Annotated in this window: 15 protein-coding genes and 5 pseudogenes; 13 read left to right on the forward strand and 7 right to left on the reverse strand. The window is 60.0% G+C overall.

Annotated elements, in window-relative coordinates; genetic code table 11:
• Nucleotides 1-402: 402 nt before the first annotated feature.
• Together M0D64_RS33190 and M0D64_RS33195 are read right to left on the reverse strand one after the other, a co-directional pair.
• Nucleotides 403-1,812 (reverse strand): ATP-binding protein, encoded by a 1,410-nt coding sequence (locus tag M0D64_RS33190; RefSeq protein WP_266260923.1) that lies wholly within the window; start codon nt 1,810-1,812, stop codon nt 403-405.
• Between the two features lie 7 nt (nt 1,813-1,819).
• A complete protein-coding gene (locus M0D64_RS33195) occupies nt 1,820-3,487 on the reverse strand; it encodes an FAD-dependent oxidoreductase (protein ID WP_266260924.1) in 1,668 nt (555 codons plus the stop codon).
• A gap of 382 nt (nt 3,488-3,869) precedes the next feature.
• On the opposite strand from M0D64_RS33195, the pseudogene M0D64_RS33200 reads away from it, so the two are divergent.
• Nucleotides 3,870-5,038: pseudogene (locus M0D64_RS33200) on the forward strand (transposase); the annotation flags it as partial.
• 473 nt (nt 5,039-5,511) lie between these two features.
• Here M0D64_RS33200 and M0D64_RS33205 read toward each other — a convergent pair.
• On the reverse strand, nt 5,512-6,015 hold the full coding sequence (locus M0D64_RS33205) for a hypothetical protein (RefSeq protein WP_266260925.1): 504 nt from the start codon (nt 6,013-6,015) through the stop codon (nt 5,512-5,514).
• A gap of 210 nt (nt 6,016-6,225) precedes the next feature.
• Nucleotides 6,226-6,897: pseudogene (locus M0D64_RS33210) on the reverse strand (ATP-binding cassette domain-containing protein); the annotation flags it as partial.
• Here M0D64_RS33210 and M0D64_RS33215 point away from each other — a divergent pair.
• From M0D64_RS33215 to M0D64_RS33235, 5 genes and pseudogenes are all read left to right on the forward strand, one after another.
• A pseudogene (locus M0D64_RS33215) lies at nt 6,883-7,134 on the forward strand (cytochrome c biogenesis protein DipZ); the annotation flags it as partial. The pseudogenes M0D64_RS33210 and M0D64_RS33215 overlap by 15 nt on opposite strands.
• Nucleotides 7,135-7,451: 317 nt before the next feature.
• Nucleotides 7,452-7,616, forward strand: a complete 165-nt coding sequence (locus M0D64_RS33220; RefSeq protein WP_169490123.1) for a hypothetical protein — start codon at nt 7,452-7,454, stop codon at nt 7,614-7,616.
• Nucleotides 7,617-7,650: 34 nt separating this feature from the next.
• Entirely contained in the window at nt 7,651-7,860 is a 210-nt protein-coding gene (locus M0D64_RS33225; RefSeq protein ID WP_266260926.1) for a hypothetical protein, read from the forward strand.
• Nucleotides 7,861-8,239: 379 nt separating this feature from the next.
• Nucleotides 8,240-8,422, forward strand: coding sequence for a transposase (locus M0D64_RS33230; protein ID WP_236002435.1), 183 nt, complete (start codon nt 8,240-8,242; stop codon nt 8,420-8,422).
• 265 nt (nt 8,423-8,687) lie between these two features.
• Nucleotides 8,688-10,040, forward strand: a complete 1,353-nt coding sequence (locus M0D64_RS33235; RefSeq protein WP_266260927.1) for a hypothetical protein — start codon at nt 8,688-8,690, stop codon at nt 10,038-10,040.
• Nucleotides 10,041-10,523: 483 nt separating this feature from the next.
• Here the strand turns inward: M0D64_RS33235 and M0D64_RS33240 are convergent, their stop codons facing one another.
• Both M0D64_RS33240 and M0D64_RS44965 read right to left on the reverse strand, forming a co-directional pair.
• The gene (locus tag M0D64_RS33240; protein ID WP_266260928.1) at nt 10,524-11,159 is read right to left on the reverse strand and encodes a hypothetical protein; all 636 of its coding nucleotides are present in this window, start codon (nt 11,157-11,159) and stop codon (nt 10,524-10,526) included.
• A gap of 67 nt (nt 11,160-11,226) precedes the next feature.
• Nucleotides 11,227-12,186 (reverse strand): annotated as a pseudogene (locus M0D64_RS44965) (hypothetical protein); the annotation flags it as partial.
• A gap of 591 nt (nt 12,187-12,777) precedes the next feature.
• Here M0D64_RS44965 and M0D64_RS33250 point away from each other — a divergent pair.
• From M0D64_RS33250 to M0D64_RS33265, 4 genes are all read left to right on the forward strand, one after another.
• Nucleotides 12,778-13,197, forward strand: a complete 420-nt coding sequence (locus M0D64_RS33250; protein ID WP_266260930.1) for a MarR family winged helix-turn-helix transcriptional regulator — start codon at nt 12,778-12,780, stop codon at nt 13,195-13,197.
• 116 nt (nt 13,198-13,313) lie between these two features.
• Nucleotides 13,314-14,666, forward strand: a complete 1,353-nt coding sequence (locus M0D64_RS33255) for a chloride channel protein (RefSeq protein WP_266260931.1) — start codon at nt 13,314-13,316, stop codon at nt 14,664-14,666.
• Nucleotides 14,667-15,340: 674 nt separating this feature from the next.
• Complete coding sequence (locus M0D64_RS33260; RefSeq protein WP_266260932.1) at nt 15,341-16,021, forward strand: hypothetical protein; 681 nt, start codon at nt 15,341-15,343, stop codon at nt 16,019-16,021.
• A 358-nt stretch (nt 16,022-16,379) separates the two neighbouring features.
• Complete coding sequence (locus tag M0D64_RS33265; protein ID WP_266260933.1) at nt 16,380-19,097, forward strand: bifunctional diguanylate cyclase/phosphodiesterase; 2,718 nt, start codon at nt 16,380-16,382, stop codon at nt 19,095-19,097.
• Between the two features lie 331 nt (nt 19,098-19,428).
• Here M0D64_RS33265 and M0D64_RS33270 read toward each other — a convergent pair.
• Nucleotides 19,429-19,635: pseudogene (locus M0D64_RS33270) on the reverse strand (transposase domain-containing protein); the annotation flags it as partial.
• A gap of 249 nt (nt 19,636-19,884) precedes the next feature.
• Between M0D64_RS33270 and M0D64_RS33275 the strand changes: the two are divergent.
• The 3 genes from M0D64_RS33275 to M0D64_RS33285 all read left to right on the forward strand — a co-directional run.
• The gene (locus tag M0D64_RS33275; RefSeq protein ID WP_201142094.1) at nt 19,885-21,126 is read left to right on the forward strand and encodes a site-specific integrase; all 1,242 of its coding nucleotides are present in this window, start codon (nt 19,885-19,887) and stop codon (nt 21,124-21,126) included.
• Nucleotides 21,123-22,049, forward strand: a complete 927-nt coding sequence (locus tag M0D64_RS33280) for a tyrosine-type recombinase/integrase (RefSeq protein WP_266260934.1) — start codon at nt 21,123-21,125, stop codon at nt 22,047-22,049. The genes M0D64_RS33275 and M0D64_RS33280 overlap by 4 nt, the downstream gene beginning before the upstream one ends.
• A gap of 14 nt (nt 22,050-22,063) precedes the next feature.
• A partial coding sequence (locus M0D64_RS33285) for a site-specific integrase (protein WP_266260935.1) occupies nt 22,064-22,655 on the forward strand: 592 nt, incomplete at its 3' end.

Here is a 22,655-nt window from a genome sequence, read left to right on the forward strand (position 1 = left end):
GCGCATCGCAAACCTGATGGCGAGCGCTGGAACCATCATACCTGGCGTTGAGCCAGGATACGCGTGAGTCTGCAGCTATGCCGACCGTGTGATTGCGATCTGAATTCAGCGTTACAACCGCCGTTGCCCCAGTTTGAGCCGGGAGGTGAAATCGCCAGCGGCGAAGATCGCGATAGCCGCGTGAAATGCGCAGCCTGAGCCTGGTTAGTATTTTGAACCAGGTCACGCGGCAACGCGTGCGGCGAGGTGTTTCAGGGCGTATCACGCAGGCCGAGCTTGAAGCAAAAGTATCCGCACACGGCGCAGCTGATGACCGCCGCCGGGAATATGCGACCCTGAAAAAGCGATTTTATTTTCTCCATCGCGCGATCTTGCGCGACCACCTCGCCAACGTGAGAGAACTCACCGGCTCACGCCGCCCGCACCTTGCGAGACGAGCGGCAGCCGCACCCGAAACGTCGTCTTGCCCGGCTGCGACTCCGCGCTGATCGCCCCGTTATGCCGGTTGACGACGATCCGGTACGCGATGTCGAGGCCGAGGCCGCAGCCCTTGCCGAGCGGCTTCGTCGTGAAGAACGGCTCGAACAGCCGAGGCTGGATCTCGAGCGGAATGCCCGGCCCGTCGTCGGTGATCTCAACGACAACGCTGTCGCCCTCCCGGTGCGTGCGTATCGTCAGGTCGCCACGCCCGTCCATCGCGTCGGCGGCATTGTCAATGATGTTGGTCCACACCTGATTGAGTTCGCTGCCGTAGACCGACAGCCGCGGCAGCGCTCGATCGTAGTCGCGTGTGACCATGATGCCGTGCTTGAGCTTATAGCGCATGATCATCAGCGTGTCCTCGATGCCTTCGTGGATGTCGACTTCCTGCAGCGGTGCCTGGTCCATGTACGAGTACGCCTTCATCGCCTTGACGATCTCCGAGATCCGGCCTGCGCCGCGCCACGCTTCGTCGGCGAGGGAACCCAGCTCGAGCGTCGCGGCGAGCCAGCGGATTGCCGCGGAGAACTGCACCGACGTCAGGCGCCCGGCAAGCGGGGCGAGATCGCCGGCTGCGATCCCGGCTGCCGCGAGACACGGCGCGACCAGCCACGGAGTCGCGACGCCGCGTTCGGACACCCAGTCGCTGAGCCGGTCCTCCGCCTCGTTCTGACGCAACGGGTCCTGCGGCACCGGCCCGGCAGCCGACGCACGGCGGGCCGACCACGCGTCGAGCTCGCCCATCACGTCGGCCGGCACCGCGCTGTCGATCACGACACGGACCGTGTCACCCAACGTGCCGACCGTCTCGCGGGCGTGATGCGCCGCGCGCGCGACGGCTGCCGCCGGATTGTTCAGCTCGTGCGCGAGGCCAGCGGCAAGCGTGCCCAACGCCGCCAGCTTTTCACGACCGAGAATGAACGTGTCATACGCATTGATGCGCGCGAACATCGAACGGAAGATCATCTTACTGAACGGCTCGCAGTCCATCAGCAATTTGCGGAACACCGGCTCCGGAAACACAAGGACGCGGCAGTCCGACCCTGCCGTGATAGTTAGCGGCAGCGGGATTCCCGAAAGCAGCGACGCTTCGCCGATACACACCGGCGCCTGCCGGCGGTCGTCAAAAACCTGTTGTGAGCCCACCCGTTTCCAGACCAGGAACTCACCCTCGACGAGCACATAGTGTCTCGTCACCTGTTCCCCTTCGTGCAGCAGCACGTCTCCCTTCGCGAGCTCGAGCTCGCTCACGTTGCCGGCCAGCCATTGCCGCTGTTCCGGCGAGAGCGCGGCAAAGAGCGGCATCTCGAACAGCGCCCGCAGATCGCTCATATTTTGCTCATAGGTTGGCCAGGTACTGGTGGATGAAGTGCACGCTGATCGAGCCCTCTCCGACGGCCGCCGCAACGCGCTTGATCGAATCCGCGCGCACGTCGCCGGCGGCGAAGATGCCCGGGACGCTGGTCTCGAGCAGGAACGGTTCGCGCTCGAGCTGCCAGGCAGCCGGGGCCGGCCGCCTGCCGTCCTTCCGCAGCGTGCGGCCGGTCACGAGAAAGCCGTGCTCATCGCGTTCGACAACGCCATCCAGCCAGTCCGTGCAAGGCACCGCGCCGGTAAAGACGAACAGGCCGCTTGCCGGAACGACCTCGGTGCGGTCGGTGTTGAGGTCGCGCAGTGTAATTTCTGCGAGGTGGCCTTGTCCCGCGACGCCCTCGACGACCGTGCACGGACGTACCCGGATGTTCGGCATCTCGCTGATCTGCTCGAGAAGGTAGCGCGACATGCTCGAGCTCAGTTCCGGCCCCCGGCACAGCAGCGTCACCGTGCGCGCGTACTTGCTGAGGACCATCACGCCCTGTCCGGCCGAGTTGCCCGCGCCGACCACATACAGGTCCTGGTTCGCGCAGGCGAGCGCCTCGGCCATCACTGCGCCGTAGTACACGCCGGCGCCGGTCAATTCCTCGATTCCGGTGGCCTCGAGCTTGCGGTATGAGACGCCGCTCGCGACCACGAGCGCGAGGCAGCTCAATTCGGCACCGTCAGACAGCTTGACGAATTTGTACGGTGCCTCGACGCGCAGCCCGACAACCTCCCGCGTGAGGATCATCTCGGCACCGAAGCGCTTCGCCTGCGTCAACGCGCGCCGCGACAGCTCCGCGCCGCTGACCCCTGCGGGGAATCCGAGGTAGTTGTCGATGTGCGAACTGGTGCCGGCCTGGCCGCCGGGCGCTTCGCGTTCGACGATCGCAACGCGCAATCCTTCCGATGCGCCGTAGACCGCCGCCGCGAGTCCCGCCGGGCCGCCGCCGACGATCACGAGGTCGTAGAACGGCGTCGTCGAGTGCGTGCTGATGCCGACCTGCTCGGCGAGCTGCGCGCTGCTGGGCCGGCTCAGCACGGTTCCGTCCTCGAAGATCAGCACGGGGAGCTGCCGCAGCGACGGGCTCAGAGCGTCGAGCAGCGCGTCGGCCTCGTCGTTGCGTTCGACATCGAGCCAGCGATAAGGGATATGGTTGCGCGCCATGAAATCGCGCAACTGGTGCCCCTGCGGCGACCAGCGGTGATCGATCACCCGCACGCCCTGAAACGCCGGGTGGAACGAAGCCTGCCAGTCGTTCAGCAGATCGTCGAGCACCGGGTAGAAGTTCTGCTCCGGCGGGTGCCATGGTTTGAGCAGGTAATGATCGAGATGCACGGTGTTGATCGCCCGGATCGCCGCGTCGGTGTCAGCGTAGGCGGTCAGAAGCACGCGCTTGGCCTGCGGGAACAATGCCATCGCCTGCTCAAGGAATTCGATGCCGCTCATCTGCGGCATGCGCTGGTCCGCGAGGAACAGCGCCACCGGGTGGTCCTGCACGCGCAGTTCCTGGGCCGCTGCGAGCGCTGCCTGTCCGGAGTCGGCGCGTACGATCTGGTAGCGCTCGCCGTATGCGAGCCGCAGGTCGCGCGCGACCGCCCCGACCACGGCTGGGTCGTCGTCGACGGCGATGATGACGGGCTTTTCCATCGCGTTGAGGGTGCAGCTGGATACTCGCCGGCTCGAATGAAGCGACAGAAAACGCTCCGCTCGATCGCGCACGTTGCGCCGAGTTACCTCGCTGAATCAACATTCTAGTCCGTCGCGGTGCCAATTGATCGTTCAACCGATTGCGGCGATGAAGCGGAACTTCCAGCGACGGGTCGCAGTATTCGTCACGTAAACCGTACAGACGCACCGGGCGCGAGGCCCGGCATGACCGTGGGGCGTCACATAGAGGTACTGGCGATGCATTTGTCGCGACGACGACCTTGGGTCCCTCGAATGTCTCCTAGAAAAGGATTGAAAAAGTCGCCTGACCCGCGAATTCACAGGTATCCTGGAACACATCGATCGACGGGAGTACATCGTCATGATGGGTCTGGGTGCCGGGCAGGACATGCTCTTCTACCCATTCAACCTCGATAGTCATGTGCCTCGTACGTATCTGCTGCGCGGCATCGATCAGGTTCTCGTTCTGGGTGATCTTCGACAGCGTCTCGCGCCGTTCTACAGCCCGATGGGCCGACCATCGATTGATCCAGAACTCATGATCCGCATGCTGATTGTGGGCTACTGCTTCGGCATCCGCTCCGAGCGCAGGCTATGCGAAGATGTGCATCTGAACCTCGCCTATCGATGGTTCTGCCGCCTGGGTCTGGAGGACGACGTACCCGAACATTCGGCGTTCTCCAAGAATCGTCACGGGCGTTTCCGTGACAGTGATGTGCTGCGTCACGTGTTCGAGTCGGTCCTGAGCCGATGCATGACCGAGGGGCTCGTGAAGGGCGAAGGATTTGCCATTGACGCAAGTATCATCAAATCCGATGCGAGTCGCTTCAGCGCAGTGCCGGGAACTCAGCCTGTTGACTGGGGGCATGTCGCTGGACAAAGTCGCGCCGTACGGGAATATCTCCGTGGGCTGGAGGAAACCAATCCGGTGAGCCCAGACGCGGTAGAGCCATCAGGGCCATCGTTCTTTGCCTACTCGACCAATTATCTGATCGATTTGCATGCGGGGATCATCATAGACGTCGAAGCGACGCCCGCGAACCGATCACACGAAGTGCACTCGACAAGGACGATGATCGACCGGGTGGAGCGGCAGTATGATCTGAAGCCTCAACGGCTCGTCGGCGACACTGCGTATGGCTCTGCAGCGTTGCTTGACTGGATGGTCACGCAGAAGGAGATTGCCCCCCATGTTCCGGTCTGGGACAAAACCACACGCAAGGACAACACATTCTCCAGTAGCGAGTTCTATTGGGACGAGTTGGCCAACGAATATCGTTGTCCTGCGGGACGCGCGTTACGCAGTGATCGGCGCCAGTTCAAAAATCACGCACGCGCATTACGAAGGCAGACACGATCATCTGTCGGGCAAGCCAGTTCGACTGTGCCGGTTGTTCGATGAAGGATCGCTGCTGCCCGAATACGCCCATGCGCAAAATCACCCGTAGCATTCACGAAGCTGCCCGCGACGAGTCCAGGTGCATCGCGACAACGCCGGAATACAAGCAATCTTGCCGCGAGCGAAAGAAGTCTTGAGTTCCGAGCAGAACCACACACCGACCTTGAACCGGGTACTGTAGTGATTCACGTGGTGGCCGCCGGCAGCGTGGCTGACTTCCCCTTTGGTGCGTCGAGCGTCAAGCTCAATTGCCTGCAAAGAAGACTGGTTCTGGCCGCGATCAGCCGCACATTCTGGTGAGCTTCGCTTCCCGTTGGAGAGATTTGTATTCTCTATGACGCGACCGGGCCGGCGCCGCTGCGTGACAGGTGCAACCTGATCTGGAGGTGTGCCATGAAGGCCCTGACTATGCTGGATCCACGCGCGGCGTTTGTCGACGTGGGCAGTGAGCACATGCATGTATCGGTGGCCGGCGACGAGCCGGCCGTGTTGGGGTAATCGTCCTTTTCGTGCAATTTCTGGCGGTTTGATCCTGAAAACCCTTATCAATCAACGATTTGTGCATCCTCTGTTTCCGCGAAAGCCCTGGCGCCGCAAAGCCTTGCTACAAGCGGCTCTGCACGCGCCCACCGCCAGAAATTGAGAGGGTAAGGACGATTACCCCTTCGACCGTATCACCTTCCTTCACCAGGACTTCGACGACTGACATGCCCTTGAGGGCGATGTCCGGCACTTCCACTTCCACCATGCTTCCGCTCGCGGTTTGCGGCTGCACGGCCGGAACGGTTGCCTGACAGCGCTGGGACACGTCATCTGGCTTACTGCCGCATTGACGGCGAAGCCGTTCTTGTCGACGTCCTTCGATAACATCCATCGCCCATTGTGCCGCGATCAGGGCGACCCACACCCCAATCAGCACAAGCCAGCCCCACGCGTCAAGGATCAGATAGGCAACGAGACCCATCATGCCGCCGACGCCGATCATGCCGTATTCCCGTATTCGCCTTCCTGCGAAGAACCCAACCATCATCCCCAGGATCACGAGAACAAAACCTGCTATGGAGTGGTCGTCGTGGTGCACGGTACTCAACCAAATTTGGCCGGTCACTCATTGTATCTAAGTAACGCATTTGCTCCAGACCTCCTCATGGCCAGCGCCTCGTTCAAGGCATTGCATCTTGCGCTGGCTTCAGCGGTCGGAACCGACCCATATTTGACCAAATCAAGCGCGAGTTTGATCAGGCGTCGATGCATGCCACGCTGATCCTCAAGGAAGAGTGGCAAAGGCTGAAATATGAAGTCGCAGACCCTGACAGCCTCATTCGCGACATCCTCGCTCATCGCGAGCGTGAAATAGCCGAGGATTTGGCGTCTTTTGAGCCAGAGGACAGCGATCTCTCGCCTCTTTCCGCCGACGCGCCCGCGCAACGAAACTAAGGCGAATTTGACCTCCGGGGAGCATGCGCGCGCGGCTCGACAGATCGCCCGTGCGAATGCCGAACTCGCTCACGGCTTTGGTCAGCGCCGCGCGCCCCTCTTTCATATCGAGCAATGGATGGGCGTGACGTTCGAGCGTCATTAGCGTGACTTTGTGCTTCCGGCTTAGATTCACATGCAGGCCTTTGCCTTTGCGGTCTTCGCCCAAATACGTGAGGCCGTGGCGCATTGCGTCGCGTGGGCTCTTCAGATCGGCACGGCGGCCGGCGATTTCGATGCGGCCCGCCGTGCGTTTTCGCAAGCCGATGATCGCTTCGAACGCTTCGGTACGGCCCGCGCCGACGAGGCCTGCAAAACCCAGCACTTCGCCGGCACGCACCTCGAAGCTCAGATCTTCCACCCAGTCCGGTACCGCGAGGCCTTCTACCTTCAACGCGATCGGCGCGTCGGCAGGCACGGTGATCTTGTCGGGGAACATATCGGACACGTCGAGCCCGACCATCAGATTCGCCATCTGCTGCCGCGCGAGCCCCGCGGTTTCGCTGCGTGCGACCTGCATCTGGTGCTGGGGCCCGCTCCAGATGGCAAGCCTGTCCGGTTACGCGTCACGATCGACGGTCTGCCGCCGGGCGCATCGCATGGCGCCGACATCGCAGCCGACGGCAGCGGGACCGTGAATAGTGTGCGTCTGTATCAGTTGGTGCGTCAGACGGAGCCGATACGGGATCGGACAGTCGCCGTCGAATTTCTCGATCCAGGTGTCAGCGCCTATGCATTCACGTTTGGCTAGATCGCCATTTTTATCCGGAGCCCGTCCGCCTGCCGACCTGGCGCAGCATCGAACCTGCGTTGCCTGCAATCGGGTCCGTGTGGCCGACGCAATCGCGGATTAACCTCGCGGTCAATCTTCCGACGATTTGTATTTCATCGTATTCGGAATGCGGATGGGACCTCGCCGTCTCTATTGTTGTCGTTTTGAAAACTGTGAATTCACCGCGGCTGCGTTGATGCCCAGCGCATAGTGCTTAGAATGCATTGTGTGGACAAACCGCTCACGCGCATCAGAGTGCTAACAGAATCGCATGATTCAACGTTGTGGAGCATCAGATGGACATCCTTGACCTGGCTCGGAAATCGGGAATGACGGTGGTTCTTGACGCGAAGATTGGACGTCAGGAGTACCGCACAGTGCACGGCTCAGTCGCGGCGCTTGAGCGCTTCGCCGAGCTTCTCGCCGCGTCGATGCACGATGAGCTGGTGGAGCAAGATTGATACGCGTTGACAACAATCTCAAGCAGGAACCGCAATGAACTACGACTCATCGAAATCCAGAAACATCGGCCGCGCTGAGCGCTCGAACGACAAGTACGACGGAGGTTCACCCTCCGACGAGGTCGCACAGGCGGTCGGCAAGAAACGTGAGACAGCAAGGAACTGGGCGTGGGCGCGCAGCAACGAATCGTACGACTGGATGGACTCGCATAGTCTCTTCAACACCCGGGACTCGATCCATTGAACGATTTACAAGGGGCGACGGTTTTGCGCGATCGCAGCGTTGAACTGTATCGATCTTTGAAGTTGGCTTAACCCATCTCGGGCAGCAGACTGTCCGCGTTAGTCTCGACCCGTCTGAACAGATGGGCTAGCAGCGAACCTCGCTGTGTACGGTTACCCTGTGGAACGCCCGTTGGGGCACAACGCGGCGGTCTCCCACTCAGAACGCTGGCGTTCGAATTCCTCCCTTCAGATAGACCCGCTTGCCGGTGTGCCGCGTCCGCCATCTGCAATCGCGTCGGCCTCCACTCACGCCGCTGCTGGTCCCGAGCGAATGTGTGTCCACTTAAGGGAGCACCGTAGCCGTCGCCTACGCAGCGTCCCATCGTGCGGCGCGCGAGATGAAAGTAGAAGGACTTCTGCCTGAAGAGATAACGCTGAAATCGTCCAGGTACCTGAAAAACCGGATCGACCGGAATCATCGCAACGTCAAATCGCGGGTGGACGTCATGCTCGGCTTCAAACGCTTCAGGGACTCCACCGTTACGATCTCCGGGATCGAACTGATGCATCGCATTCGCTGAGGCCAACTCAGTCTGACCGACGCGCGGCTCACAGAGACTACCGCGCCTGTCGTCTGGATAGCCAAGCTTTCAGTTTGTTGAGTTGACGCGCAAACTGGCGGCTTCTCGCTCGCTTTCGGTATTGGCACCACAACCGACGGGAGCAACGCCGTCAGCGTTTGGGTCACCAGAACGGCTCGTTGGCTGACGACAAGCCCGACGTGAGTACCCCCTCGCTTATAATCCCCGCATTGATAGTGATTTCACCGGCGGAGAGCCCCACTTTATGAATCAGCCACATGGGCGACATCCGGGATCTCGAGACAAGGGCCCGCGTCAATCGCGCCAACCATCGACTTCTCATCGACAGAACAAGCCATACGTAAAAACGCCACCTGCCCGGGATCCATCCCAGACGGCATCCATTTTCAAAACGCGTTCGTTTAAATGGCTGGTCGATGCGGTGGGCGCAGAGAATATTGCACTGGGACTCGATTCCAACCTGACGCGCGTGGCCGAATTAATAAACGGCCAGAGATTCACACCCGAGACGGCCTTTCACATTGAAACGACGCTCGGGCTACCCGATGGGTTTTTCGATCAACCCAACCCCGCCCTCACATCCGAGACCATCGGTCGTTTGAAGGCGCCGCTTGACTTTATTCGCGCTAACGCTGAGCCGGAATCGGCGGACGAGCAGGCATCGGAGCCGGCTCCTGCAATACCAGCGAACCACCGCCCTACCCCCACTGACCGTTTGCCCAGGGAACCAGAAATGTCAAAGAGAACCGATGGCGGCTCGCCACAGGCCGTCGCGAAGCGCAAGCCCACAGCGGCAAGGACTGCCACGGTTACTTCGTCGAAACCGGCATCAGCGAAAGCTAAAGCGTCCGTGAAGTCGGGGGCCCAGCAATCCTTGCCGTTGAACGACGTGGCGGCTTTGCAAAACATTCGGCGCGCCAACCTGCACGTACTCACCTCCCGCAAGGGATCGAAGCTGCGACTCAGCGCGGTAATGAGTATCAGCGCCTCCAACCTGGACAATCGTCTGTATGGGCAGAAGCGCATGGACGACGCCGAAGCCAGCCGTTTCACTGAACGCCTCGGGTTGCCAACTGCCTGGCTGGACATTCCGCGTTCAGTCACGGACATTCCTGATTCGGTGTCGGCTCTGCTTGATCCACAGTCGGGTCGACCTGCATCTGATCAACGGGAGCTATCAGCTGCGATAAGGCCGGAAGCGGCGGTGGCAAGAAAGTCCGCGGGTAAGAAGGCGAAAACCGCGAGCGATCGACACGCCCAACCGTCCGAGGCGGATCATGCCAGCGATGCCGCCGTGACGAAGGCAGTCGTGGAGCAACTGGATCCATTACTCCCGCCTACCTCCGATCTGGCGATCCATCAAACTGTTGACAACGATGTCCCACCGTCCGCCTCTCACCAGCGGCCTGCGCCAGCCTCCGTCACAGAGGTCATTGCAGAGCCGCGCCGTTCTGCTCCCGTGACGAGCCTGGACGATCTGATAGGCATTGAACCAATAGCAGAAGCGCTGATCAAGACGCTCGCAGGGAAAGCACGGACTGGGCGGCTGGATGAGATGAAAGCGCTGGAACTATTGCGACAGATCGTGTCGCTCTGACCTGAATCGACAGTTCAGCAGAACTCCGTGGCGGCGGGGCTGCCCGCGGAACGGCGCGCCCTTTCAGCAGACGCCACGTACCCGGTCGTTGAGAAGAGAAACCCGCCTCTTCTCATCGCAGCCTTGATTGCTTGGTAAGCGCACAATTGACGACGCGGGTTGTGCTTTGAGAGGCGATGTGCATAAGGCGAAGCTGCATCCGAGTGTCCTAGCGCACAGAATGTCGTCCTGTTGTCATGGAGCATAAACGGGCTCAGATCGTGGCCCGCTCAAACAGGACGAGGCAGTATGAAGATGACGATGACAAAAAGAGCTGCTTTCATGCTTGTGACGCTGGTCGCCTCCTCAGTCGCATGCGCAGCGGGGTATCGGATGCGGACGCGGGTACGTACGAATGGCTCGGCCAGAACCAAGCTACCGCATCGGTCTTGAGCGGGCGATCAATCCGTTTATCGGTAAGGAAATGGTGCGTGAGAGCGGACTTCAATCCGACTTCTTCTCGTCCTTGGTCTTCGAGTCATCTGCGAGCTTTTTGTCGGTCTCACCTCTCTTTTCTTTGCCCCTTATGCGACCGACCGCGTCGCTGAGGATCGAAAACACAGGATTAGCGTCATCCACCTTCATGGCCTCGATGGCCTCGGTGGTCTGGCCTACCGCGAGGCGCCCGCTGAGGTCTTCAGATAGAAGCGCCGCGCCGAGCAGCAACGACTTTTCCGTGGTCTCCATTTCGGCGTACGCCTTACGCGCAACGAAATAGTTTGACCGCTTCAGATAGACCCGATAGAACGCCTTGAAATCCTCCGTCGATGACCGGTACTGTCGCAGGAGAAACCAGGCGATCGCTTCGAGGAAAACAAGAAGCCCGAATGGCCGGATGCTCGCGATGGCATAGGCTTCCCAATGTCCTTTCAAGGCAGGGGTTTCGCCGTTCAAGAACGTAGCGAAGTCGGGCACCGTACCGATAAAGGCTCCGATACCGACGAATGCCATCAATACGCCGGCGACCAGAAGATACAGAGATCCGTTGTATGAGCGCTGAGCTGTCAGCCAGGAGTTTTTCATTTCCACGCGCAGAGCGCCTTCGGTTGTGCCGTCGACATCGGGCATCTCGAAGCCCATCTGTTGAGTGCGATCCCGCGACCGTTGCCGTCGAAGCGGAAGCCTGCGATACGACGTTGCCGATACTGGCGTTCAGTTGACTGACGTTGACACCATCCGTGCCATTGACACCCGGCGCCACGTTGGTCAACCTGCGCTCGTTTCCTGATGATCCGATAGACACGGAGTTCGCGTCGGACGCGACCGAGTTCGTGGCGGACGCCTGCGCGCCGGCACCAATAGCCGAACTGTTCGCTCCCGATGCCGAGCTGCCGCTGCCTGCGGCGACGGAGTTTGTGCCGCTCGCCCCTACCCGCGTCCCGAGCGCGACGCTTCCGGCGGAGTTTGTGCTCGCGCTCGCACCGATCGCGATGGATGAGCCTGCGGTCGCGCTCGCGCCCGTGCCGATCGCAATATCGTTGGTCACTGTCGACGCCGATCCCGCTACACCTGCTACTGCGCCACTACCTTGCGCAATGCTCCCGTCACCGTTCGCTGCGGAATTCACGCCGGCCGCAATCGACGAAGCTCCCGCAGCGGTTGCAAAATTGCCGCCGGCATATGCGGCGTTTCCCGAAGCGGTGGAACCCTCGCCGATGGCGGTACTGAGCGTGCCGTTTGCACTACTGCCAGAACCGTACGCGCTGCTGCCCAGACCGGAGGCGACGCGGCCCTCACCTCCCGCGATTCCGAAGTTTCCCGTCGCCGCGCTGAAGGTACCTAACGCTGTGGACTGTCCGCCGGTAGCCTTCGCGTGACTGCCGACCGCCGTGTTGCGAATGTCCGAGCTGGAGGCACCGGCTTCCGCGTTGGGGCCAATAGCCGTATCTTCGGCGTTGTTCGGCTGCGAACCCGACCCGACCGCGACCGAGTCAATCGCGCTGGCGTTGGTCGGCTGGCCGGTGGCGCCACCCCGATCGCGACGGCGCCGTTTGCGGTTGCCGCTCCACCGCCATCGTTGAACTGCGCATGGGCCAACGGTACAGTGCCCGCGAGCGAACTCACCAGGGCAATCGCAACAAATCTCTGGTTTCTGGATACGGCGCACGTGTGATTAGATCTGCTCCATCCGGACTTATTCTGTTCGCACTCCGCAAACGCTTTCACATCGTAGTTATGGTCCCTTCTCATCCCCCCTCCGCCCGGACTGCCATCGGTCGCAACGACGGCTTAATCTCTTTCTTTTGCTATATCGGCAAATGTGGGAGTTTCATCAGGGTGGACTTTGTTAACCACTGTCAACTACCGCTGCAATCGATTTGACGCGGCAGTACGCTCCGGCCGGCGAGCGGATTCGCACAGCACTGCCGCGAACCGCCCCATGTCAATTCGGGAGCAGACCCTTGAAAAAATTTCATCTGAACGGATCTTCCTCCCTGCACTGTACCCGCCGACGATTGCCTAAGTTCAACCCAATTCAGCCAGCCACCCACCCTCAAGCATTCGTTATCTGTGATGGCGTGACCATCAGCCTTTCAGGCTCTATCTGATTCACTTACGTCTTCGCCTTGCTCATTTAAAATCCCAAACGAGCAGCGAATCATGTTGCGTCGCCGCCCCGACTGAATGCCTCTGTTGTTGATGCGGCGCCCGGTGACGCTCGCGATATTTCAAACCCGTTTAAGGACCAGGAGATCGAATGAGTTCGCGCAAAGGTGGTTTGCCTGAAGCACCGAGCAAGGAAGATCTGGAAGCGATGTCTGAATTCCGTTACAGGCTCCGGCGCTTCCTGCGTTTTTCCGAGGAAGTAACTCATGCTGCGGGGGTCACGCCTTTGCAGTATCAACTCATGCTGCAGGTCAGAGGTTTCCCCGGCCGATCATGGGCAACTGTGGGCGAACTGGCCGAACGGTTGCAGGCAGCACCGAATGGCACAGCTGCCTTGGTGTCACGGTGCGAAGCCGCCGACCTTGTGTTTCGCAAACCTGGCGAGGTGGACCGACGTCAGGTGCAGGTCCATCTCACGGTGAAGGGGGACCGATGCCTGCTGGAATTGGCGGCGCTGCACAAACCGGAGATCGAGTCTTTTGGCTGGGCGTTTGGCAAAACGACTGAATAACCGACGTATCGTTTTTGCGCAGACCGATGTCAGCCACATTGTCATGCGCGGCCTACATTTAGATATGGCACACTGTGCTATATCTACTATCCTGACGCGTTTCCGGTGGCGGCCGCATGCATATTCCGAAATCTATCAACAGACGTGCATTACAGCGCGGCCGGAGGCTATGGCTGCACTTTGGTGTGTTCTGGCTGGGCGCTATTGTGACTGGTCTCCTCGCCGTTCTTTACGCGCAGTTGATCGATATTGGATACAACACTTTCTTGCGCTACGCGACGCGCTACTGGTGGCTTCCGTTGCCGGTCACTCCAGCTATTGGCGCGGCAAGTGTCTGGCTAACCCGACGCTATTTCCCGGGAGCTGAAGGCAGCGGCATTCCGCAAGTTATCGCAACACTCCACGACGACGGCATTCTTGCTCCGCGGCTTCTCAGCATCAGAATCCTGATAGGCAAGATAGCCGTGTCATTTCTTTCGATACTGGGCGGATTCACTATTGGCCGCGAGGGCCCGACTATCCATGTGGGCGCGGCCCTCATGTTCAACCTGCGGCGTTTTTACCCACAGCGATTCCGAGCTATTCGCGGCACCGAGCTAGAACGCAGACTTGCTCTCGCGGGAGCAGCGGCGGGTTTGTCTGCAGCCTTCAATGCACCACTTGCTGGTGTCGTATTCGCCATCGAAGAATTGACCCGCAGCTTCGAACAGCGCACGAGCCGCGTACTGATCACCGCGATTATTTTCGCGGGCGTCGTTTCATTGGGACTGCAGGGTAACTACACCTACTTCGGGACGATCGACGTAGGCGGCCATTTTCCGGACCTGCTTGCCGTGGCGGTCCTGCTGATTGGAGTGGTGTCGGGTGCTGCAGGTGGCCTATTTTGTTGGTTGCTGCTGAATACCCGTCTCTGGATGCCTTCATCAGTTACGAGCTGGCGCGGTCGCCAGCCGGTCGTCTTCGGCGCCGCGTGCGGCCTGATCGTTGCCGTGATCGGCGTTTCGTCTGGTGGGCATACGTTCGGCAGTGGCTACGCCGAGGCGCGTGCGATGCTGGAAGGACGAGCGCAACTCGGCGCCGCTTATCCGCTGCTCAAGATGGCGTCGATGGTCGGATCATATCTGCCAGGGGCGCCGGGTGGCCTGTTTGCACCATCACTTGCAATCGGTGCCGGAATCGGGAATGCTTTGCACCTGATATTCGGCCAGATGCAGCTCCCGATGCTAATCGCCCTTGGCATGGTCGGCTATCTGGCAGCCGTGACACAGAGCCCAATCACCGCGTTCGTGATTGTCATTGAAATGATCAACGGGCATGCGCTCGTCATCGCGCTGATGGCGACTGCGCTGATATCCAGCCAGGTGTCGAAGCTGTTTGCACCAGCATTGTACGAAGCGTTGTCGGAGCGTTATCGCAGGCCAAGATACGCACCGGGACTTGCCGCAGCGGATGACCGGCATCGCGAATGATGCCGGGGGGCTGCTGTTCCAGACTAATATGCGCAACTGCTTTAGCGTGTAACAAACGTCACCTGTGCGGTACATTTCGGTCATTCGATACCGCATTCTTGATTTCCGATCTCAGACTGATCCGCCAGGTGGGGACAACCCGCTTCCGCGGTCCGACCCGGGTTCATCCCAAAGTCCAATTCCAAAGTACAACGGTCATTCTTTCCGTCGTCTTCGCTACTGGGTGATCGGCCGAACCCGGAAGTTCGGGGCCTGCTGCAGTTACCGGGGTGCACCGAGCCATAAACTCGCGTTGCGCCTAGGGTCCGCCTAGTAGCGATCCGATCTTCCCTCAACCGCACCTTTGCGCTCGCCGCCACAGTCAGAAAGGCGACTCGGGATCGCTGGCGCAAATCTTTTTCGGATTCCCAAACCTCTCTCATCAAATCCCGGCTCTCCGAATTTTCCCGGCTATGCATATCAGCGCGTTTGCGTTCATGAGAATCTAGTTTGTCGCGTTAGGAGCGGCTCTGCCGCTTCGAAAGCGACAAACTTTTTCTCATTCACCTACGGGGGTTGAAATGGACCGCATCGATTCAGTTGTTTTGACGCAAAATACGGGTTATACGTCGCTCGGGGAACGCTTTAATCAGAGCACCGTAAAGAAAACGGAAAGGTTGCCGTTTACGATAAAGGTGGTAAGTAACCTGGCTGACCTCGACAAGGCCGTCGAGATGCGCCGCGCCGCCTATCGACGCCACTTGCCGGAATTCGCCGAGACCATGGGCGTCGAGGCGTTGGATGGCGCGCCCGGCACAGTCGTGCTGCTCGCGCAATCGCGGCTGGACGGCGGCCCGATCGGCACCATGCGGGTCCAGACGAATGCATTCGGTCCGCTTGCCGTCGAACAATCGGTCCGCCTGCCGGACTGGCTGAGCCAGGCGAGCCTCGCCGAGGCGACGAGGCTCGGCGTCGCGCGCGGTGCGATCGGTCGGGTGGTGAAGGTGGCGCTGTGCAAGGCATTTTTCATGTATTGCGCGCAGAACGGGGTCGACTGGATGTTAATTACGGCGCGTTCCCCGCTCGATCGGGAATACGAAGCGATGCTGTTCGGCGATGTATACGGCGAAAACGAATTCCTGCCGATGGCGCACGTTGGCGGGTTGCCGCATCGGGTGATGGCGAAACCGGTTGCTTTAGTCCGTCAGCGCTGGGCGAAGGTCAACCATCCGTTCTTCGGATTCTTTTTTGAGACCGATCACGTCGACATCGACGTCAGTGTTGCATCGAAACAGGGTGAAACCGGCCACGGCACTGAGTGCAGCGGCCCGCCGAGCAGCGCCTCAGGCCCTCTGCGGTCGCTGAGCGGAGCGTAAAGCAAGATGTCCGCCCGATGGCATTCGCGCGGACAACAGGTCGGTGGCGTCAGCGCAGTCGTGCTTTCGCTGCTGACTATCGCAGCATCGCAATGAAATCGAGAATGAAGTCATTGGGGAAGGGCAGCAAATGACAAGCCTTAAGTGGGCGTTTCGGGACCGACTGACCGGCTGGGCTTTCCAGCGGTTCTCAGTATACGTGGCGCCATTTGTGATTGTGCTTGGCAGCGTCGCAGTCATGCTCTGGGCGCCGCGCCAATTCGATACTAAGGGAACGGTCCCGCTCAGCTTTCCTGTGATTGCGGATCTGTCGGCGACACTGCCACCCTCGATTGCCATCACGCGCCTACGCGACACCGTGCCCACTGCACGTTTCAGTACCCATCTCGCCGAAACGCCATTCTGGTTCATGCTCACCGTGCCTGCCCTGGCCGGTGAAGGCGCCACATTCATCGACCTGCCGTCGCGGCACGCGCAGACGCTTTCCTGCTGGCGGACGGGCCCAGTCCTTACGCTGCTCGGCGCGAGCGACCGCCACCGCACGAGCGGCGAGATGCGCGTCAACAACGCCGGCTTTGCGCTCAGGCTCGACGAGCACGCCCTCCCTGCGCAGATCCTGTGCCGAGGCACGTTCTCCGGACCCGCGTATATCACCGCTTCCGCATCGAGCCGCGACAAGCTCGAAGTATCCGCCCTCGATTTCCAACAGAGCGTTGCGCTGATCACCGGCGGCCTGCTGACGCTCGCGATCTTCGTGTTTGTTACGGCAATCATCAATCGCGAATGGACTTACGTGATTTTCGCCGCCTGGCTTGTCGGCAACCTCCGGTTGAGCGCCAACGCAATGGGCTTCGATACCGAATGGATGGGCTGGGTTATCCCGCCCGATCATATCGCGCTGTTGCGGCAATTCACGTTCGCTGCCTATTACGTGCTGACCACGACGCTCTTTGTAGAGCTGTTTCGCCGCGAGCTGAAAGAAATCGGCCTGCGCTGGAGCCTGCACGCCGTACGGTATGGCGGCTGCCTGCTGATGGCCGCCGCTTTCACGCTGAGTTACGCGCACTTCATTCCGGTGCTGTGGGCATGCGCCAGCTTCTGCATACTGGTGCTGACCTACTTCCTCGTGCAGTTGGTCATCAAGGCGCGCTCGCGCACCGTGCTCTGGTATGTCGCGTCAATGGCCATCGTGCTGTTCGCGACGCTGTCGCAGGTGCTCGCCGCCGCGTTCGGTGTGAAAGCGCTGGCGGGCGCGCTCAGCCCCGTAGTGACGGCGCTGTCGTCGAGCATGCTTTGTGCGTTCGCTATCGCGGAACGTATGCGTGAGGAGCGCGAGCGCCGCCGGCAAATGCAGATCGAACTGCGCAACACGTATGACGTCACGCCAATCGGCCTTTTCACACTGAACGGGGAAATCTCCTTCGTCCGCGCCAATCCTGCCCTGCATTCGATGCTCGGCCTGCCTCACCAGCACCACGGCACGCATCGCTGGGCCGACTATTTCGCCTCGGGCGCCGAGCGCGCTCTTTGTGAACTCCTGGAGCGCGACGACTCGGCCTCGATCGAAATCGAGGGCACAGCCGGCACGAAGACAGACGCGCGGCGCTACTCGCTGCGGGCGATTCGCGCGAACGGCTTCATCGAAGGCTCGCTCGAGGACGTGACGGATCGCTCGAAAGCGGTGGAGCGGCTGCACTTTTTAGCCGAGCACGACCCGCTCACCGGTCTCCTGAACCGTCGCGGCATCGAGCATGCAATCGGCCGGCAAAGCGGCGAAAGCGGCCCGTGGGCACTCGCGTATCTCGATCTCGACCGGTTCAAGCTGTTAAACGACCTGTTCGGCCACGGGACCGGCGACGAAATACTGCGGCATGTCGCTACGCGCCTCGTCGAGCGGCTCGGTTCCGGCGTGCCGATCGGGCGCATCGGCGGCGACGAATTCGTCTTCATGCTCGCGAACACGGCGATCGACGATGCAATCGCGTGCTGCCGTGAACTCGTCCTGGCGTTGAACTCCGCGCCATTTCACGTCGATACACGAGCGTTCCAGGTCAGGGGGTCGATCGGCGTAGTCGAGTGCTCGCAAAGTGAACGGGTGCTGGACGCCCTCGCCTACGCCGACCGCGCGTGTCGCGCCGCCAAACGCGGCGGCAATGCGCGGCTCGTCGCACTGCGCAAGGGCGCGCCGGCGTTCGAGGAGCGCGCCGCCGAGATCAGTCTGATCGAGGCGCTGGGACAGAGCCGGCTGCCCGAAGGGTTGTTCCTCGTGATGCAACCGATCATGTCGATGCGCGCACCGGCAGAAACGCTCGATTTCGAGGTGCTGCTGCGTCTGCGCATGTCGGACGGCTCGGTGACCACTGCCGCGAAGCTTATCGCCGCGGCCGAGGACTCCGGCACCATCGTCGCGATCGACCGCTGGGTGCTCTCGACGACGCTCGCATGGCTCAGCGAGAACCGCGCGTCGCTCTCCACCACCTGTTTTGTGTGCGTGAACCTGAGCGGCGGCTCGCTCAACGACGAACACTTCCTCGACGAGCTATTCGCGCTGTTCTCGCGCCACGAGGACGTCGTCCATTACCTGTGCATTGAAATCACCGAAAGCGTCGCGCTGCACGATCTCGAGCACACAGAGCGCTTCATCGCGCGCGTGCACAACATGGGCGCAAAGATCGCGATCGACGATTTCGGCGCGGGTCAGACATCGTTACGCTACCTGAAGACGCTGTCGGCCGACGCGCTAAAAATCGACGGCGAGTTTGTACGCACGATGTGTAACCATCCGGCCGATATCGCGATCGTCGAGGCAATCATTACCCTCGCACGTAATCTCGGCATGCGTAGCATTGCCGAATGGGTTGAAGACCTCGAGACCTTGCGCGCGCTGAATGAACTAGGCGTCGACTACGTGCAGGGTTTCGCGATTGCGAAACCGCAAGAGGCCAGAGACATTCTCGCGGCCTCCTCCGCCGCGAGCTTCGTGACCAACGCCGAGCTCACGCGCTATCTGAAAGCACAGCAGACGCGTTACAGCGGCGCCGATGACCAACGCATGGAGCGGGAAAGCGCGGTCTAACGCGGTTCACCACGCGCCGGCCACTGGTGCGGTCGCATCTTTTTGCCGCGCCGGGTATCGATTGTAAGCGATGCTTGACTGACGTCTTGACGGGTTAAGATAGCCCTGTTCTCAACATTTCTGATGTCGGTGATGGCACTACGGAACGGTAAATATCTGGCCACCTGCAAGGAGCGGAACGCATTGTCCGCCGCGATGAACGGACATGGTGCTGTTTGGCCTCAGGCGCAATGCACCGTGGAGAAGGGACTTGCAATGTTTGACCGCGATGGAAAGCAAGTTTGGAGTTGTAACTCCGCGTACGCGGAAGTGCATTTCAAACTCTTACGAATCAGCTGATCACCGCCGGAACCGAAGGAATTTTCCACGGGAGTAATTCGTCAACGCGATTGACAGGATGGTCGGCAATCCGGGTAAGTACATGCCGAAGGTAGAACTCTGGATCGAGATTGTTTAGTTTTGCGGTACCGATGAGACCGTAGATTGCGGCCGCTCGCTCACCGCCGGAGTCTGCTCCAGCGAACAGATAGTTTCGTCGGTTATGCCAATGTCGGCATAAAGGAGTGAATTACCTGTTCGCCGGTGCGGACTCTGGAGGCGAACGTGCTGCCGCAATTTACAGCCTGATCGGCTCTGCCCTATGCCGCATCCGGCATAGGGCAGATCATGCCGAATCCCGCGCTATGCCGAAGCAGTTCGTATCATTCACTCCTGGTCATGCGATGCGGTTTGCGCATTCGGCATAGTCTGAGGCTCTCTCCTGTCATTTTGGCGGGAAGGAGTAGACATGACCATCGAAGCGTATTACGACAGTCCCAAGATGCTTAAACGGCTTCACGAAGGGCCGTTGGGAGTTCATATCGATCTGTTCGCAGCGCGGCTGCTGCGAGAGGGACATTGTCGACAAGGAGCATGGCGCAATCTTCGCGTGGCTTGCGACTTCAGTCACTGGCTCGCACGCAAACGGCTTGAGCTTGACGACATCAACGAGCAATCGATAGAAGAGTATCAGGAGTTCCGTCGCCGATATCGATGTCCATTTCTCAGTGATCGTCCTGCATTGATCAGACTGCTCGGTCTGCTTCGAGAGATCGATGCAATTCCTGCCAAGCCACCTTTCGCACTGGACGAGCTCGAACAGGTTGTGCAGGATTTTGACCGATATCTGATCCAGGAGCGCGGATTGGCGCGCGTGTCTGCCGTTCGCCATGTCCCTTTCGCTCGGCAGTTTCTGCGGGAGCATTGCCTGTCTGGCTATCCGCAAATCACCAGCCTGACTGGTTCGGACGTCATGACATTCATCGAACGTCATGCAAGAGACCACAGTCCGCAATCCGCGAAACATATGTGCTCGGCCATTCGCGCGTTCATGCGATTTCTGCAATACCGAGGTTACATTGCCGCCGATCTTGCGAGCTGCGTACCAGGTGTGAGAGCGTGGCAGCTCACATCGCTTCCTACCTATCTGCTGCCCGACCAGGTTCAAACCGTGCTCAACGGCTGTGACCGGCATACTCCCGTCGGACGCAGAGACTACGCGATCTTGTTGTTGCTTGCTCGCCTTGGACTGCGAGCAAATGAGATTGCGTTGCTGACGCTCGATGATATTGACTGGCGTATTGGCCAACTCGCCGTTCACGGCAAGGGAAGGCGACGAGCTGAGCTACCGTTGCCGGCGGAGGTTGGCGCCGCAATGGTGGACTACCTAAAGCACGGGCGGCCGCAATCCGGGAGCCGACGCGTGTTTCTCCGGCACCTGGCTCCGCACATAGGGTTTGCATCGTCGGCGGCGGTTTCCATGATCGCCACGATGGCGCTCACACGCGCGGGAATCGATAATGTTTCGCACAAGGGCGCACATCTCTTCCGGCATAGCCTCGCGACTCAGTTGCTCCGAGCCGGTGCGTCATTGACACAGATCGGTCAAGTTCTCCGTCATCAGGATCATGACACGACCCGAATCTATGCGAAGGTCGATATCGCCTCGCTGCGCACGCTTGGCCTGCCATGGCCGGGAGGTGTGCGATGAACACTCTCTCGCAAGCGCTTCGGCAGTACGTGCTCATGCGTCGTAGTTTTGGGTTCAAGTTTGAGAACCAGGAGAGGCGGCTAACGAGCTTTGTCCGTTTTATGGATGGCCGCGCCGCTACCATTATCACGCACAAGCTCGCTCTTGAGTGGGCAATGCTGCCTATAGACGGGCGCGCGTCCTGGGCGTTACGTTTAACGGATGTGCGCGGATTTGCACGCTATCGGCGCATTGCGGAAATCAGGACGGAAGTGCCACCGTTGGGCATTCTTGTTGGTCCCTCACGCCCGAGACCCTATCTCTACACCGACGTAGAGATACAGAAGTTGTTGACGGCTGCGTTAGAACTTCCTCCGGCAGATGGCTTGCGTCGGTGGACGTATCACTGTCTGTTCGGACTGCTGGCCGTGACTGGACTGAGGATCGGTGAAGTACTTAACCTGCGACGAGAAGACGTTGATCTGGAAGACGGCGTTATCGCGATCCGCGACACCAAGTTCGGTAAGTCACGCCTTGTCCCGGTCCACCACACAACCAGAGCCGTATTGGCGCACTATGCGCAACGACGAGACGCGCACATCTGGCCGCCGCACAGTCCATACTTTTTCATCGCTGAGCAAGGTGGCAAACTGTTGCACCAATACGTTCATCCGGTATTTTTGAAGCTTTCACGGCGAACGGGGCTTCGAAGCCCCGATGCCCATTCCGGTCCTCGTCTGCATGACTTCCGGCATCGCTTCGCAGTTCAGACGCTGCTCACCTGGTATCGATCGGGTCAAAGCGTCGAATCATGGTTACCCGTGCTGTCCACGTATCTGGGGCACACCTGTGTGCGCGACACGTACTGGTATCTGTCGGCGTGTCCCGAATTGATGGGGCTCGCCGCGCGAAGGCTCGACGTGCGCTGGGGAGCCCCATCATGAGACCAACCCACATCTTGCCTGCGTTGATCGAACGCTTCTTCACAGAGCGATTGATGCGGCAACGCCACGTCAGCCCACACACTATCGCATCGTATCGAGACACGTTTCGTCTATTGTTCAAGTTCGCACAAGTCTGCCTGCGTAAGCCCCCATCCAGTCTCGACCTGTGCGATCTTGACGCGCCGCTGATTGCCGCGTTTCTCGAGGATCTGGAGACGCAGCGATCAGTCAGCGTACGGACACGCAACCTTCGTCTAACCGCGATTCGGTCCTTCTTCCGCTTCACCGCATTCGAGGAGCCTGCATACGCCGCCCACATCCAGCGCGTGCTCGCGATACCTACCAAGCGATACGATAAGCAACTCGTTCAGTTTCTGACACGCACCGAGATCGAAGCGCTTCTTGTTGCTCCTGATAGAACAACGTGGCTTGGACGTCGGGACTATGCTCTGCTATTGCTCGCGATTCAGACGGGGTTGAGACTCTCCGAATTGACAGGGCTCGATCGTGATTCGGTGCAATTGGGTTGCGGCGCACACGTTCGCTGCCTTGGCAAGGGGCGCAACTATGACGATCTCGGGAATATGCACAGTTCCGCGTCACGGA

Source organism: Paraburkholderia sp. WS6 (assembly GCF_030464835.1).
Classification (GTDB): Bacteria; Pseudomonadota; Gammaproteobacteria; order Burkholderiales; family Burkholderiaceae; genus Paraburkholderia; species Paraburkholderia madseniana.

What these genes read in the sequence shown, in the direction of transcription:
- M0D64_RS33195 (WP_266260924.1), bottom strand. Translation starts at nt 3,487, where the DNA reads ATGGAAAAGCCCGTCATCATCGCCGTCGACGACGACCCAGCCGTGGTC.
- M0D64_RS33230 (WP_236002435.1), top strand. Translation starts at nt 8,240, where the DNA reads ATGAAAGTAGAAGGACTTCTGCCTGAAGAGATAACGCTGAAATCGTCC.
- M0D64_RS33225 (WP_266260926.1), top strand. Translation starts at nt 7,651, where the DNA reads ATGAACTACGACTCATCGAAATCCAGAAACATCGGCCGCGCTGAGCGC.
- M0D64_RS33240 (WP_266260928.1), bottom strand. Translation starts at nt 11,159, where the DNA reads ATGGGCTTCGAGATGCCCGATGTCGACGGCACAACCGAAGGCGCTCTG.
- M0D64_RS33220 (WP_169490123.1), top strand. Translation starts at nt 7,452, where the DNA reads ATGGACATCCTTGACCTGGCTCGGAAATCGGGAATGACGGTGGTTCTT.
- M0D64_RS33190 (WP_266260923.1), bottom strand. Translation starts at nt 1,812, where the DNA reads ATGAGCGATCTGCGGGCGCTGTTCGAGATGCCGCTCTTTGCCGCGCTC.
- M0D64_RS33280 (WP_266260934.1), top strand. Translation starts at nt 21,123, where the DNA reads ATGAACACTCTCTCGCAAGCGCTTCGGCAGTACGTGCTCATGCGTCGT.
- M0D64_RS33250 (WP_266260930.1), top strand. Translation starts at nt 12,778, where the DNA reads ATGAGTTCGCGCAAAGGTGGTTTGCCTGAAGCACCGAGCAAGGAAGAT.
- M0D64_RS33235 (WP_266260927.1), top strand. Translation starts at nt 8,688, where the DNA reads ATGAATCAGCCACATGGGCGACATCCGGGATCTCGAGACAAGGGCCCG.
- M0D64_RS33255 (WP_266260931.1), top strand. Translation starts at nt 13,314, where the DNA reads ATGCATATTCCGAAATCTATCAACAGACGTGCATTACAGCGCGGCCGG.
- M0D64_RS33275 (WP_201142094.1), top strand. Translation starts at nt 19,885, where the DNA reads ATGACCATCGAAGCGTATTACGACAGTCCCAAGATGCTTAAACGGCTT.